10 protein-coding genes and 2 pseudogenes are annotated in these 15009 nt (G+C 72.3%); 7 read left to right on the top strand and 5 right to left on the bottom strand.

Going from position 1 to position 15009, the window contains the following annotated elements; genetic code table 11:
• The first annotated feature begins 165 nt into the window (after nt 1–165).
• Nucleotides 166–531 (top strand): hypothetical protein, encoded by a 366-nt coding sequence (locus tag BU198_RS29155; RefSeq protein WP_188299844.1) that lies wholly within the window; start codon nt 166–168, stop codon nt 529–531.
• A 111-nt stretch (nt 532–642) separates the two neighbouring features.
• On the opposite strand, the gene BU198_RS29160 is transcribed toward BU198_RS29155, so the two are convergent.
• Nucleotides 643–843 carry a hypothetical protein gene (locus BU198_RS29160; RefSeq protein WP_188299845.1) on the bottom strand — a complete coding sequence of 67 codons (201 nt, stop codon included), beginning with the start codon at nt 841–843 and terminating at the stop codon, nt 643–645.
• A gap of 269 nt (nt 844–1112) precedes the next feature.
• Here BU198_RS29160 and BU198_RS29165 point away from each other — a divergent pair, with 269 nt between their 5' ends.
• The 3 genes and pseudogenes from BU198_RS29165 (at nt 1113) to BU198_RS29175 (ending at nt 3712) form a co-directional block, all read left to right on the top strand.
• Nucleotides 1113–1559, top strand: a complete 447-nt coding sequence (locus tag BU198_RS29165; protein ID WP_317620364.1) for a hypothetical protein — start codon at nt 1113–1115, stop codon at nt 1557–1559.
• Between the two features lie 90 nt (nt 1560–1649).
• A pseudogene (locus BU198_RS29170) lies at nt 1650–1839 on the top strand (transposase); the annotation flags it as partial.
• Nucleotides 1840–2680: 841 nt separating this feature from the next.
• On the top strand, nt 2681–3712 hold the full coding sequence (locus BU198_RS29175) for a medium chain dehydrogenase/reductase family protein (protein WP_188299847.1): 1032 nt from the start codon (nt 2681–2683) through the stop codon (nt 3710–3712).
• A 419-nt stretch (nt 3713–4131) separates the two neighbouring features.
• Here the strand turns inward: BU198_RS29175 and BU198_RS29180 are convergent, their stop codons facing one another.
• Nucleotides 4132–4656 carry an HD domain-containing protein gene (locus BU198_RS29180; RefSeq protein ID WP_223245087.1) on the bottom strand — a complete coding sequence of 175 codons (525 nt, stop codon included), beginning with the start codon at nt 4654–4656 and terminating at the stop codon, nt 4132–4134.
• A 507-nt stretch (nt 4657–5163) separates the two neighbouring features.
• Here BU198_RS29180 and BU198_RS29185 point away from each other — a divergent pair.
• Nucleotides 5164–6831, top strand: a complete 1668-nt coding sequence (locus BU198_RS29185; RefSeq protein ID WP_188299849.1) for a DUF4157 domain-containing protein — start codon at nt 5164–5166, stop codon at nt 6829–6831.
• Between the two features lie 68 nt (nt 6832–6899).
• Nucleotides 6900–8114, top strand: coding sequence for a hypothetical protein (locus tag BU198_RS29190; protein WP_188299850.1), 1215 nt, complete (start codon nt 6900–6902; stop codon nt 8112–8114).
• A gap of 203 nt (nt 8115–8317) precedes the next feature.
• On the opposite strand, the gene BU198_RS29195 is transcribed toward BU198_RS29190, so the two are convergent.
• Both BU198_RS29195 and BU198_RS29200 read right to left on the bottom strand, forming a co-directional pair.
• A complete protein-coding gene (locus BU198_RS29195; RefSeq protein WP_188299851.1) occupies nt 8318–12631 on the bottom strand; it encodes a WD40 repeat domain-containing protein in 4314 nt (1437 codons plus the stop codon).
• Nucleotides 12632–12741: 110 nt separating this feature from the next.
• Nucleotides 12742–14277 carry a lipase/acyltransferase domain-containing protein gene (locus BU198_RS29200; RefSeq protein WP_188299852.1) on the bottom strand — a complete coding sequence of 512 codons (1536 nt, stop codon included), beginning with the start codon at nt 14275–14277 and terminating at the stop codon, nt 12742–12744.
• A gap of 115 nt (nt 14278–14392) precedes the next feature.
• Between BU198_RS29200 and BU198_RS29205 the strand changes: the two genes are divergently transcribed.
• Entirely contained in the window at nt 14393–14686 is a 294-nt protein-coding gene (locus tag BU198_RS29205; RefSeq protein ID WP_223245088.1) for a hypothetical protein, read from the top strand.
• A gap of 27 nt (nt 14687–14713) precedes the next feature.
• On the opposite strand, the pseudogene BU198_RS29210 reads toward BU198_RS29205, so the two are convergent.
• Nucleotides 14714–15009, bottom strand: a pseudogene (locus tag BU198_RS29210) (SARP family transcriptional regulator); the annotation flags it as partial.

Here is a 15009-nt window from a genome sequence, read left to right on the forward strand (position 1 = left end):
CTGAGGGCTAGACTTGTCATGCTCAGCACTGGATAGCATCTCGAACTGGCACCGGACTTACCCAGGAACCGGGGGTGGAGGGCGGGCCAGAGCAGCACGGCACTACTCGGACCACCGCGATCGCCTGCATGGGATCGGGGCCACCGCAAGTCACAGGAGATGATCGTGACAGTTCGCAGGAAATTCTCGGCCGTGGTCCTCGCCGGCGGCATCCTGGCCAGCGGCGTGGCGGTCGCCACGCCAGCCAGCGCCATCGGCACCACCGCGTGTCCCACCGCGGACAATAACTACCCCATGAGCCACGGCCTGGAAGTCTGGACCTCGCACGGCAACTTCTGCTACGCGGGCACCCCCGGCAGGTGGACCGTCAACCAGAGTGGCGTCTACAGGATCTCGGCCGACTGGAACCACGGGTACTTCAACACCAGCAGCGGCCCCTACGACCTCGGGCCGACCGGTACGCAGAATAACGTGAAGGACTTCGGCGGCGCCTTTGTCACCGTGAACTACGTGGAGATCCTCAACGGCTAGAGCGGGCCCTGGTGATGACCTGAGGACGATCCTGGCGCTGCCAAGGGCAGCGCCAGGCAGCTCCGGGACCTGATGCGCTGTCCGCTCCCGGTTGCTTCTACCGCTGCGGCATCAGGCGTTGGGGGCCACTTCCGCCGGCTTGACGTCCTGCTCGAACAGCTCGGCCGCCCGGCCGGTCATCCCGATTCCGGACGCCGCAACGGGCATCAGCACGCCCGTCTTCGTGACGCCGCGCGCCAGCGGCATCTGAGGCTTGGCCTGGCCGAGCCCGGCGAGCAGCCCGATGTAGGAGCGCAGCACGGAGTCCGCCACAGAAGCCAGGCCTGTTCAAGCTGCCGCTGGCGGACCGGGTCCTGCCGGTGGCCGTGTACCACCGGGTCGGGGTGGAGAACAAGCTCTGCCAGCGACAGCCGGACACGTCCTGACCATTCACGACTGAAGTCGAACCTGTCGTCGGAACCCAGGACGCATGCATCGAAGCCACTACAGGGATATGGCACACCTTCTGAGCTTGTTCTTTAACCTCGGGGCCCTGGATGCTAGCGCCGTCAAGGTTGTGCCAGTGGATGGGGGAAGTCACGGTGATCGAGTCCGTCAGTTACCGATCGCAGTGCGCCGCCTGCGGCTCGGAGATGGAGTGCGTCGGGGTTCAGGCGTTGGTCGGGCGGAGACTTGAATGGGACATCAGCTACGGCTGCTCCGCCTGCGGCGAAGCGATGTGCGAGTGCGGGCCCGGAGGAGGCTGGATCCCGGATGACCTGCGTCGGCGCCTTCTGACCGAGCACGGCGAGGCACGGCTCGTACTCAGCGACCCTCTCGCCACTCCGGTTGTCGTAATGAAGGTTCTCCGCGCCGAGCTCGGCGGGGATCTGGCACAGGCGAAGGAAGCGCTCCAGCAGATCCGGGCCGGCGCGTTCGCAGGGACGATGCCCGAGATGACTCTTCTCGCTCATCGGCTGCGCGCCGCTGGCGTCGAGGCGACGGCAGAACGTCCGCAGCGATCCGACGAAGTCTCAGCCTGTGGCTGATCGCTGGTTCTGACGTTCTCCAGACAGACGAGCAGCCTCGGGGTGATCATGTGTGCTGTCGAGATGCTGGTGATCGAACCCGAGGCCGTGATGGTGAGTCTGCTGGACGATGCCGCCCACATCGAGGCCCTGGCCGTGTTGTCCGGGTTCAGGACCGACCCTCTACGACTGCCCGACCGCCCGGGCGGACGCACTGTTCGAGCTGGTCGACGCACTGTTGTGCGCCGACGGGCCGGTGAGGTCGCTGGTTGACCTGACGCTGACGGCCGAGTACCGGCGCGTTCTACGATGGGCTGAACTGCGACAGAAGGGGCATGAGTTCGGCCTGGCCGACGCCGTCAACGCGGTCCTCGCCTGGCGGCTCCAGTGTCCGGCGATCCTGTCCTTCGACCACCACTACCGCGACGTCCTCGCATCGCCGAAAGGACCGCGGATCGCAGTGTTCCCCGAAGCCCCCGACCGTGCCAGACGGCCCTGACCTGCACGGGTTCCATAAATCGGACCAGGGCCGAGGCCCCTCGAAACCGGTCGTGAATCCACCAGGGCGGCTACCGGCGGGTCCTCACCGGCCGCGAACGGACCAATGAGACGGTCAGGCGGGCCGACCGGAGGCTGCTACGCGCAGGTGTCGAGCATCTCGACCAGGGCGGCCTTCTCGGACACGGCGGTGTTGAGGCCGTAGACGTATTTCACGTCGGTCCAGGCGCGGCTGTAGGTGCACCAGTACGACCGCAGCGGCGGCCGACAGAGGCCCGGGCCTGTGTCGGCCTTCGCGCGCTTGGAAACGGCGGAGACCGCGAGTACGGGGACGGTGCCCTCGCCAAGAAGGCCGCCACCGCGATCCGCTACCTGGGGCGCAAGCTGGACGGCGCCGCCCCCAGGCAGGCAGTGGGACTGCGCGAGGGCGTCTGCTCCCAGGCGCGTTCCTTGACCTCGGTGCGCAGTTGGGCGCGGTAGCGCTCGCGGGGGTTCCGTTGCCGGTGGCCATGTGCTCGTTCCCCTCATGCCGTGCAGTTAGAGGGTATAGCGGACGCTCTTGACCGTCACTCGCCCGTGCGTTATAACTTCTAACGTAAGCGCCACTCGCTAACGGATCGGGTGGGGAACCGAGGGAGGTCATCGTGAACGCCGGGGAACTGATCGAGGTCGTCCTACCGGGCAAGGTCGAGCCGGAGGGCCTGTACGTGCGCCGCGGGTACGTCCCGGCAGCCGGCCCGGGACAGGCCGTCGTCCGGATGGAGGCGACGGGTGTCTCCTTCGCCGAGCAGCAGATGCGCCGCGGCCGCTACTACGACCAGCCGCCCTTCCCCTTCGTGCCGGGCTACGACCTGGTCGGCACGGTCGCCGCGGTCGGCGACGGCGTCGACGCCACCCTGGTCGGCACCCGCGTCGCCGCGCTGCTGAAGGTCGGCGGCTGGGCCAGCCACGTGGTCGTGGACGCCGCCGACCTGGTCCCGGTGCCCGAGGGCATCGACCCGGCACAGGCCGAGACCGTGGTGGTCAACGGCATCACCGCGTGGCAGATGCTGCACCGCAAGGCCCGCGTCCGGCCCGGGCAGACCGTCCTGGTGCACGGCGCCAACGGCGGCGTCGGCTCCGTCCTGGTCCAACTCGCCCGGGCCGCGGGCGCGCACGTGATCGGCACCGCGTCCGCGCGCCACCACCCGGCACTGCGCGACCGCGGAGTGACCCCGATCGACTACCGCACCGAGGACGTCCCCGCCAGAGTCCGGGAACTCGCCCCCGGCGGCGTGGACGCCGCCTTCGACCACGTCGGCGGCCGCAGCGCCGTCGACTCCTGGCGCCTGCTCGCCCCCGGCGGCACGCTCGTCTCCTACGGCACTGCCTCCACCCGGGACGACGACGGCTCCAAGCAGTGGCCCGTCCTCAAACTGCTCGGCCGGGTGTGGCTGTGGAACGCCCTGCCCAACGGCCGCTCCGCCCACTTCTACAACGTCTGGGCCGGCCGGGCACTGAACCGCCACCGCTTCCGGGTCCGGCTGCGCACCGACCTCGCCGCGGTGTTCCAGGCGGTGCGCGACGGCGACGTCACCGCGCAGATCGCTGCCGAACTCCCCCTGGTCCGTGCCGCCGAGGCCCTGCGCCTGGCCGAGTCAGGCACCGTCGCCGGAAAGGTCGTCCTGCGTGCCTGACGCCCTCACCCGGCGAATCGCCCGCCGGCCACCACGGAGCCGGAGTGCTCGCCGTCGTGACGACAAGGAACCGGGTGGGCCTGGAGCCGGCGCCGCCCGATGAATCGCTTGGTGCGGGCCGATCCGTCGTACCGGATCGCGCCCCCGTCGCGGGGGCCGGAGGCTTATGGGCGGATGGGGAAGCGGGATGGGCTATGCCGCCGTCGGTCCCGCGGCAATGCTCTTGACGCGAAAGGGGCGGCCAAGATCGGGCTCCATGCGTGATCGGACCCGCGAGATCCTCGCCCGCCCGCAGGCGGAACTCGTGGTCCCGGCGGATCAGGCGGCGGTCGAGAACCCGCAGGCCCTGCATCAGTGGGCTGTTCCAGCGCACAAGGGCTCGCGTTCCGGGCCTCTCGACGTTGGGAACGGTCGATGCGCTATGAGGGGAGTTGTTCGAGCGGGTTCTGGGCGAGCTTCCGGTCGAGCCCGCCGTCGACGAGGCGTCGGGCATGGCTGTACGGCTTGCGCGCGGCCTGATCCCGTACGCAGGCACCGAACTCCTCGGCAAGGTCAAGGCGGGGGTAGGTGCTGAGCACCTCGCGGCGGAAAGCGAGTGGGATGTCCTCGTCGCGGTGGCCGGAGATGTCCAGTCCGGTCGCCGTCTCCAGCAGGTGGCCCTCGACGTCCAGTGCAGGATCCACCTCGGGCCAGTTGTGCCGGACGATGACCTCGTTCACGCGGCGGCGCCGGTCAGCCGGCCAGCCGGCGCCGGCGGTGAGCGCTTCGCCGACGAAGCCGCCGGCCTCCTCGTAGCCGAGCGTGTGGTTGTCGTAGGAGGGGACGAGCCCGATGTCGTGCAGCAGAGCGGCTGTGTACAGCAGCTCATGGTCGATGCCGGTGCGACCCTCGACGATCGCGAACGCCTCGGCCCAGAGCCAGGACCGCGTGACGTGGTTGACCATCGCAGGGCTGTGGAAGGCGTCGCACAGCGCTCGTGCGCCTCGGGCCGCGGCAGTGTCGGGCGGGGAGTAATCCGAGAGACGCATGGAGGCTCCGAGGTAGGAAGGAGGATTTGATCAGCGTACCTCTGGTGGGAGCCGGTGGAGATTGGAGTCGTTGAGCCGGTGCCCGGGCACCGGCCTTCGCCCGGCTCCGAGCCGCCGGCCGGGGAGATCGTCGGGGCACGGCAGGACCGCTTTCCTTAGGGGTGGGTGAAGGGCGGCAGTCGTGGTCGCCCGCCATGAGCGTGCTGTTCCAACGTGATGTCATGACAGCTTTTTCACGAGCCGGTTGGGTTCCCGCCGACCGTGCCGGGTTCCTTCACACCCTGCTGCCGTGCCGCCTGTACGGAAGTGCCACGTTAGACCGCCGCGGGGGCCCCTGAGCTCTGCCCTGAAGTACCTTCCGCCGCGCCGTTGCCGTCGGGTTGAGTGGGACGTTGCCGACGATCCCGGAAGGGGCGGAGCCCGATGCGCGAGCGGGAGAACGAGGAAGCCACCGGGGCCAGGGCCGGCCGGGCGGCGAGGCCCGCGCCCGCCGAGGCCGGGCACCCACGGCCGGAACTGCTCGCCCTCCAGGCCACCGTGGGCAACGCGGCGGTCGTCCAGATGCTCCGCCGGGCCGGCCACGGAGGCCTGGACGCGGAGAAGCACGGGAACGGCCGCAGCTATGAGGGCTTCGGGGGCCCAGCCGCCCAGCGTGCCGTGTCCCCGGTCATTCAGCGCTCGTCCGTCCACGATGTCCTGCACGACCCCGGCCGGCCCCTGGACCAGGCCACCCGTACCGACATGGAGTCCCGCCTCGGCGCCGACTTCTCCGACGTACGCATCCACACCGGCGGCGCCGCGAAGGCCTCCGCCGCCGAGGTCGGCGCGCGTGCCTACACCTCCGGCAACCACGTCGTCATCGGCGACGGCGGGGGCGGTGCGCACACCCTCGCCCACGAGCTCACCCATGTCATCCAGCAGCGCCAGGGGCCGGTCAGCGGTACCGACAACGGCGACGGGCTGAAGGTCTCCGACCCGTCAGACCGCTTCGAGCGCGAGGCCGAGGCCAACGCCCGCAGGGTGATGAGCCGTCCGGCCCCCCGGGCCTCCTACGACGTGCAGCGTTCGGCCGGCCCCGGGACCGGGACGGCCGGTGCGTCGGAAGCGCCCGTGCAGCGCACCCTCGCACCGGGCCTCCCGAATGGGACCCGGGTCGTCAAGCACACGGACGAGGGGGACATCGAGGGGCAGACGACCCTCAGTTTCCGCTTCGGGTCCTATCTGATCTCCGCGGGCGCGGACGGCAAGAAGCCCCGGGCGTCCACCAAGGACAAGTCCTGGGGGACGGTCGAGGGGTGGAAGGCGTCCCGCAAGGAGTACGACGACGCTCGTGCCCGGGAGCTGGACCCGGCGGTCCTCGCGGCCAAGCAGAGGCAGGACGACCTCAACCTCGGCGAGAACTACCTCAGCGCCGACTACCGACGGATCAACCCGCTCCTCGCGGCCCTCGGGCAGGCCGGCTTCACCGCGGGCGAGATCGCGGCCCCGGGCTTCTCCTACAAGTCGAAGGAGAGCGAGGTGCTCGACGCGTGGCGCGGCATCGCCATGGCGCGGGGCTACGCGGACGAGCAGACCACGGAGGCGTGGGACGAGAAGCACCTGGCGGACACCTTCGACATCTTCGCCCGGATCAACGGCGTGTGGGACGACTTCACGACGCCCCGTGCGAACGAGGACGGCAACGTGGTGCGGGGCGACAGCAAGCACCTGTACGAGTCGTTCGGCGGCGTCCTCAAGCAGCAGGAGCGCCACCCGGACGGTGGCTACGTCCCGGTCGACGAGACGATCGAGTGGCCTGCGATCCTGTCGACCACGTACGGCGATCCGTTGACCCACACGTACGTGGCCGGCAAGGAGATCGTCTGGGAGTTCGGCCTCCCGGAGGACCACCGGGGAAGGACGCTCGGCGGGAACAACCAGTCCGAGGAGGAGATGACCTTCCCCATCGGCACCAGGATCCGCATCAACCGGATCCTCGTGCGGAGCGGTGACTTCCGGCAGGAACAGTCGGCGAAGTACGGCGAGAGCGCGGTCGTGATCGTCTTCGCCGACATCCTGGCGGGACAGGGCCCGACTCGGGGGGCTGAGTAGGCCAGGGTGCCGAAGGCCGCCAGGCCGCCGTGCAGCCCGAGGCGGACCTGCGCGAGACTGAGCCCGGCATGGACCGGATCCGTGCTGACCTCACCGCCGTGACCGGCATCGCGGCGCTCACCGGCTTTGCCGATACGGTGCCGTATCACCGGCTGTTCACGCCGCCGAGGGGGTCACACGGGCGCACCGAGGGGATTCACATGGCGATGAGCACGGTGGACGTGGCGGTTCCCGACGCGCTGCGGCCGGTCGTGGATGTGGCGGCGCTGCCGGCGGCCCTCGGTGACGCGGGGTCGGCGTGGCTGGTGCTGTCCGAGGGCGGACGGTTGACGCGGTGGATGCCGGCGACCGGCGAGGTGCGGGACGTGGCCCGGTACCGGGAGGAGAGGCCGGCGTCCGAATGCGGTGGCGGCGTTCGACTACGGCTTCACGTGTCTCGATGTGGCCGTTGGGCGGCGGTGGTTCAGGACCGCGGTCGGTACGGCACGGTGGTCGATCTCGCCACCGGTTCGCCGGCGTTGACGTTGGACGGCGGGGACTACTGCTGTGAAACCGTCCCGTTCGCGTTGGCGTTCGCCGAACACGGTGGCCGGCCGGTCGTCGTCCATCGCACGGACTGGAACCGGTTGGATGTCACCGATCTCGCGTCCGGCGAGGTGCTCACGGCGCGGGACATTCCGGGTGGACGGGACAGCCCGGGTGGAGACGAGGAGGATGCGGAGCACGACCTCGACTACTTCCACGGCGCGCTGTCGCTGACTCCTGACGGGACTCGTGGCCACGACGCCGGTTGGGTGTGGCAGCCGTGGGGGATGCCGGCGGTGTGGAGCCTGACCGCCTGGCTGCACGACAACCCGTACGAGTCCGAGGACGGGCCCAGCCATGCGGTGTATCCCGACGTCTCGGAGTGGAACTGGCCGGCGGTGTGGATCGACGACAGTCGGATCGCGGTGTACGACCGGGGCGATGCCGGCAGCGGTACCGTCCACGTCCTCGACCCCGCCTCGATCGAGCTGCGCTCGCCGGGCGTCCGATGGATCAAGGCGGTCGCGACGTTCCCCTGGCCGGTCGGCGATTTCGGCTTCTTCACCGACGGAGAGCATCTGCTGATCGCCGACCAGGCCGGTCTGCAGGGCGTCGACATCACCAGCGGACAGCAGGTGTTCGCGATCGACGGGTTCCGCCCGGCGCGTCAGGACCGGCATACCGGAACGCTGATCCAGGTCGGCAGCGCCGATGCCCGGTTGTGGACGCCGCCACAGTGGACTGCGCGCGCCGGCTGAGCCGCCGTTTCCCGCAGGGTGCCGAGCGGGAGAACATCCGCGAGTCCACACCGGAAGGGCTCGACACCGCCCCTCGCAAGGGCAAGCACGGCGGCCGACCGCCGGTCGTCACCGACGAGAGCCGACGGGCCCGGCTGCCCACTGCTCGGGAGACCGGGCTCCGCACCGTGCCACGGCGCGGGCGCCCGCGCCGTGGCACGTGGTCACGACGGGGCGTCAGGGGCGCCGCTACCGGCGGGGTCGGTGGGCAGGGACGCGATGTCGATCGCGAGGTAGCCCGACCGGGTGCCCGCGATGAGCAGTCCGTGGCCTTCCGCCAGTGCCTCGACTCCGTCCCCCAGGGTCAGCGTCTGCCCGGTCCGGGTGCGCGGGTCCCAGATCCGCACCGTCTTGTCGATGCTGCAACTGGCCACGCGCGCCGTGCCGTCGGGCGCGTCGAACGCCACCACCGCGCTCACCCAGTAGTCGTGGCAGGTGAGGGGTGCGCCCTCCAGGGCGCCGGTGGCGGGGTTCCAGACCCGCACCGTCCCGTCCTCGCCGCCGACGGCCATGCGCGGCGTGCCGTCGGCCGCGGTGAACACCGCCGCTTTCCGCGCCCCGCTGGTGCTTCCGGTGAGGGGGCCGTCCTCCCGGGTGCAGGTGACCGGGTTCCAGATCCGCACGTTCCCGTCGCCGTCGCCGACGGCCAGGCGCGGAGTGCCGTCGGCCGGGGCGACCACCATCAGCGAATCCACCACCCTGCCGTTCCCGGTGAGGGGCACGCCCTCCTGGGCGCGGGTGGCGGGGTTCCAGATCCGCACCGTCCCGTTGCCGTCACCGGCGGCCAGGCGCGGAGTGCCGTCGGGTGCGGTGAACGCCACCATCGCGCGCAGCCAGCTGGTGTGGCCGGTGAGGGGCGCGCCTTCCTGCCTGCCGGTGGTCAGGTTCCAGATCCGCACCGTCTTGTCGTGGCCGGCGGTGGCCAGGCGCGGGGTGCCGTCGGGCGCGGTGAACACCGCGACGGCCATCACTCCGTAGATGCTGTCGTCGGCGGGTTCGCCTTCCTGGGGGCGGGCGGCCGGGTTCCAGATCCGCACCGTGTGGTCCTCGCCGCCGGTGGCCAGGCGCGGGGTGCCGTCGGCCGCGGTGAACTGCACCACCGCGCTCACCCAGTGGTCGTCGCTGGTGACGGGGACGGCTTCCAGGGCGCCGGTGGCCGGGTTCCAGACCCGCACCGCCCCGTCATAGCAGCCGGTGGCCAGGCGTGGAGTGCCGTCGGCCGCGGTGAGCACCGTCATCGCCGCCACTCCGAAGTTGTGGCCGGTGATGGTTTCGCCCTCCTGGGTGCCGGTGGCGGGGTTCCAGATCCGCACCGTCCCGTCGCCGCCGGTGGTGGCCACGCGCGCGGTGCCGTCGGGTGTGGTGCCGTCGGGTGCGGTGAACGCCACCACCGCAAGCACGACGCCGCTGTGGCCGGTGAGCGTTCGGCCGTCCTGGGCTCGGGTGGCGGGGTCCCAGATCCGCACCGTCCGGTCGTCGCCGCCCGTGGCCAGGCGTACGGTGCCGTCGGGTGCGGTGAACACCGCCACCGCGTTCACCTTGTCGGTGTGGCCGGTGAGCGTTCGGCCGTCCTGGGCTCGGGTGGCGGGGTCCCAGATCCGCACCGTCCGGTCGTCGCCGCCCGTGGCCAGGCGCACGGTGCCGTCGGGTGCGGTGAACACCGCCACCGCGGCGACTCCGCTGCCGTGGCCGGTGAGGGGGACACCGTCCTGGGCGCCGGTGGCCGGGTCCCAGATCCGCACCGCCCCGTCGTCGCCGCCCGTGGCCAGCCGCACGGTGCCGTCGGCTTCGGTGAACACCGCCACGGCACGCACCTTGTCGGTGTGGCCGGTGAGGGAGGGGCCGTCCTGTGCGCGAGTGGCCGGGTCCCAGATCCGCACCGTCCGGTCCGCACCGGCCGAGGCCAGACGCGGCGTGCCGTCCGGCGCGGTGAACAGCGCCACCGCGTGCACCTTGTCGGTGTGGCCGGTGAGTTGCAGGTGGAGCTGACGTTGCCGGACTTCGCCGACGGTCAGTTCCGGAGGCCATCGGCGCGGGTCGCGGGGGCGTGCTTCGGCCGGTGGCGGGGCGCCCTGGATGTAGCTGGTCCCGAGCCGGCGCCACCAACGGCGCCAGCCGGCCGTACTGCCCGCGGACTGCTCGGTGGCGGCGGTGTCGCGGGCGTGGTGCTGGAGCAGGACGGTTCCGGCGATGGCCGGGGGCAGTTCGTGGGAGGGCAGGCCGTGGTCGAAGGCCGCGGCGGTGATGCTGGTGAGGTCGAGGGCGTCGAGGACCTCGGTGTGGTCGGCGAGGGTGTGGAGCGCTCCGGCGGTGTGGCCCAGGCGGGCGTGGGCGGCGAGATGGTGGCGGACGTAAGGGCTGACGACCGCGTCCGGCGGGGCGGTGGCGTCCTCCTGCGCGGCCAGGCACTGCCGGCCGTGCCCGGCGAGGGCGGCGGTGAGGAGGGCGTGGCCGCGCGCCGTGTCGGGGGCGGCGGTGAAGTGTTCGGTGAAGGTGCGGTGGGCGAGGCGGTAGACGCTCCGCTCGTGTTCGTGGTCGAGGGTGAGGTAGGGAGCGGCGTCCCGCAGCAGCTCGGGGATGCTGCTGCTGGTGTCGGAGCCGGTGTCGGTGCGGCTGTCGGGGGCGTCGGCGGTGAGGGCGTCGGCGGTGAGGGCCCAGATGCCGTCCTGGGCGGGCAGGCCGCGGCCCTGGGCGAGGCCGAGGGCGCGCAGGAGGGGGGCGTAGTCCGGGTTGGCGCGCTGGAGTCGCTGGAGGGCGCGGGTGAACAGCTGGCGGTGGGTGCGGCCGATCAGGGGGGTGGGGTCGTTGAGGAGGCCGGGGTCGTTGAGGAGTTCGTGGGCGGCGAGCCGGGCGTAGAGGAACTGCTGTGGTTCGGCGCCGTGTTGCCGGTGGTCGGCAACGAGCCGGTGGACGGCGTCCTCGATGGTCGCCTCGTCGGCGTCGAGGGCGCCGCGGTGTCTGGCGCCGTCGAGCTTGGCGCGCAGGTATCCGGCGAGGGCCTTCGGGTCCTGCCTCACCTCGACGTGTTCGACGTCGGCCCGCGGTCCGGCCTCGCGCCGGACCGGCCGGGGGCGGAGCGCGTCGAGGATGTCGGTGTCGGTGGGGGCGGGCCGGTCGGGGCCTTCACGGGTGGAGCGGCGCGTGCCGATGACGACCCGGACGGCGGGCAGGGCGGCGAGGGGGCGCAGGAGGAGGGCGGCGATGAGCAGCGGCTGCTCGGCCTCGTCGAGGGCGTCGAACAGCAGCGTCAGCCGGGTCGGCCGGGCGCGCAGCCGGGCGACGAGTCGGGCGGCGAGGAGGGCGGGTGGCTGACCGTCGTCGGCCTGCCGGACGAGGCCGGGCAGGCCGACGGCTTCGGCGACGAGCTGGACGGTGCGGGCGAGGGTGAGGCCGGAGAGGTGGGCGACGAGGTCGAACGGGTCGTCCGGGCACGGCACTTCGGCGGGCAGCGCGGTCAGGTGGCCGTGGCGGACGAGGACGTCGCGCAGCCGGGAACGGGTGTGCAGCAGGACGTGGCCGAGGAGGGCCGACTTGCCGGAGCCGGCGGGGCCGGTGACGACGAGGGCGCCACGGCTGGCGGTGGCCAGCCAGCGCAGGATGTGGTCGCGCTCCTCGGTGCGGCCGTGGAAGTACCAGGCGAGTTCGCCGAGTTCGGCACCGGACGCCTTGGGGAGGAAGTGACGCTGCTCGTCGGCGGGCAGCCGGTCGATGACGGCCTGGAGTTCGGCGAGCTGGTCCAGCGGCGCGGACACGGTGGTGGCGACGTCGGGGGTGAGACGCACGAGCCGGTCGCCGTGCACGGCCCTGTCACCGCGGTAGCCGCCGCGGAGTTCACGGTTGAGTTCGACGCCGAGTTCGGCGAGGCCGATGTCGGGCTTCCCGCGGAAGGTGACGGTCAGGACGTGCCGGAGGGCGCTGGTGAAGGCGCCGAGTTCGGCGTAGCCCTCGGCCGCGGTGGACAGCAGCAGGTAGCGGCCGGCGTCGCGGTACTTCCTGCCGAGGAGGACGCGGTGCACCTCCCGGGCGAAGTCCCGGGAGAAGCAGGCGTCGATGACGACGATCGCCCAACCATCCTCGTTGTCGGGGTGGATCTGGCGGCTGCCGATCGCGCGGGCGACTTCCTCCGGGGAGATTCCGTCGTCGATGGGGGCGGGGGTGCGGTGGTGGGCGAGGTGTTCGGTGCTGCCGTGGCCGACCCAGTAGAGCACCGTGTTGCCGCTGCGGGAGGCGGTGGGCCGTTTCCACGCGCCGAGCCGGTCCTCGACGGCCTGCCGGTCCCGTTCGTCCTCGGGGACGGTCCAGCTGTTGACGCGCGGACCGTAGGGAGCGAGCAGGTCGGCGATCGCCCGGACGTGGGCCTCGGTGTCCAGGGCGGGGTGCTGCCGGTACGCGGTGAAGTTCACCGGGAACAGCTCGATCCCGCCGCCCTCGGGGGGCGGTTCGGTTGCGTTCCGGTCGGTGCCGACGGGTGTGGTCAAGGCGGGATTCCGATTCAGGCGTCGGGCGGATTCAAGCGTCGCGGGCAGGCATCAGGTGGGTTCAGGCGTCGGGCGGGCAGGCGTCAGGTGGGTGCAGGCGTCGGACGGGTTCAGGCGTCGGGCGGGCTGACGAGGACGAGCTGGGTGATCGGTACGTGGTCCTCGACGTCCAGGGTCACGCGGTACAGGTCGGGCGCGTCGGCGGTGAAGCGGGCGGCGAGGGCGCCGTCCGTGCGCTCGGGGTCGCGGCGGAGGGTGAGGGGGTGGCCCATCCGGCCGGTGGTCGCGCTGCGGACGGTGAGGCTCCCCCTGGCCGGGGTGTCGAGGCCGGTTGCGTGGAGGGTGAGCGGCTGCCCGAACGTCCCGCCGAGCTGGGGGGTCTCCAGGCCCGGTCCGGCGCTGGTGCCGGAGAGGCGAGGACCCGGGGCGCGTTCCAGGGCGATGTTGCGGAGCTGGCGCAGGACGTCGTCGTGGCGCATCAGGGTGCCGTGCTGGCCGAAGACGTAGGTGCGTGCCTCGGTGCCGCCGGCCTGGGCGGACGGGGTGTGGACGGTGCCGTCGCCGCGGGAGTCGCGCCGGGCGGGGATGCCGGTGGCCGGGTCGCGGACGACGTCGCCGTCCGCGCCGGCGTCGAAGGAGTGGTGCCGTCCGACGGCGACCGGGTGCCCGGCGTGCTGCTGTTCGTCGAGGGTCTGCACGGTGGCCTGTGCCTCGCCGACGATCATGCGGTGCCCGGGCATCGTGTACGGGTGCTCCCAGCGGCGGGTGTGCTCGTCGAGCGAGCGGGCGGCCAGGTGTTCGTCGCCGCCGAGCCGGGCGACATCGGAGGGGGTGAGGCGGTCGACTGTCAGTCCGCGGTCCAGGCAGCGGTAGCCGGGCAACAGGTCGTGGACGCCCGGCAGGGTCGCCGCCATCGCCTGCACCTGCCGCAGCAGCCTGGCCGGCTTCGCCCCGGCGTGCCGGAGGTTGAGGGTGAGGACGGACTTCACGGAACCGAGGAACGGGGTCCCGACGGTGACCACCGCCCGGGTGTCGGCCGCGAGTTCGGGGTCCTGCTCCAGCGCGGCCCGCACCACCAGCCCGCCCATCGAGTGCGCGGCGAACAGCAGCCGCGGCTCCCGTCCACCGGCGGCCCTCCACTCCGGCCGGGCGGCGACCCGCTCCCGCCAGCGGGTCAGGTGCGCGCGGGCCGCGCGGGCGAGCACCGCGCCGTTGTAGGCGACGGCGAGGCGCCAGTCGTACGGGAACGGCGCCACCGCCTCCGGCGCCAGCGCGACCTTCCGCAGGCTCTTGACCGCCTCGCCGTAGGGGTCCAGGCCCTCCAGGACGGGAAGCCACCACGGCTTCGCCAGCAGCCCGGTCGCCCGAACGCGGGTCAGCGGCGCCAGCCGGAAGGTGTCGGCGTCGGCGGCCCGCTCCGACTCGTCCGCCCGCAGCGCGCCGAACAACTCCTCACCGGTCGACGCACCCGTCAGCATCCCGAGGTCCACGCCCCACAGCGGGCGGCCCGTCGCGGCGTCCTCCAGGACGCTGCCCATGATGCCCGGCACCACGACACACGCGTCCGGCGTCCGGTCCTCGAACACCGGCGGCACACCCGACCAGGGCACCGCACCGCCGAACCCGCCGGCCCCCATGTTCCCCATGGCACCCGACGATAGGGGAGCGGACCCGCCACGCGTGCGGCTTCGTCGAGAACGGCCGCGAGCCGTGAACGACCGGTGCGGGCGTGCGGTGGGCGGCGCGGCGGCGGCCGATGTCGTGGCTCGTCCCGCTGCCGCCGGCTCCCACGGCCGCACCGTGGGTCCGTCCTTCGAAACCGTGTACCAGGTGCCGCCGGGGGACGTCGAGATCCGCTTCCGGCCGCTGGGTCCGCTGGACCGCGGCGGGCTGCCGGTGGTGATCGAGATCAGGTCGACGTGGTTCGCCGCGAGGGCGGCCGACCGGCAGGAGCGCGTGGACGCGCTCCACGCGGGCATCCGTGCCGCGACCGGGCTCGTCGACTTCGGCGTCCACGTGTCCCTGCCGGTCGCCGCCTGGTCCCGGGGGGAGTGAGCGGGCCCGGTCGCCGACCGCCGGGGCTCACCCGGTCCCGGCGCACGCCCGTGCCTCCGCCAGGTACCGCGCTACCGGGCCGAGGGTCAGCATTCCGCTCGCGGCGCCGGCGTGTTCCGCGGGGGCGTCGCGCAGGGCGGCCTCGGCGCGGGCGGCGGCCCTGCGCTCGCCCAGTTGTACGGCGGCGCGGGCGGTCAGGCACCACAGGGCCTCCTGCATGTGGTCGTGCGGGGGTTCGGGCACGGCGGCGAGTGCGGTGCGGGCCTGCTCGACCCGGTCCTGGGCGAGCAGCACCAGGGGGAGCGCCCACGGCCGGTACGGGC

The organism is Streptomyces sp. CBMA156 (assembly GCF_014596515.1).
GTDB lineage: Bacteria > Actinomycetota > Actinomycetes > Streptomycetales > Streptomycetaceae > Kitasatospora.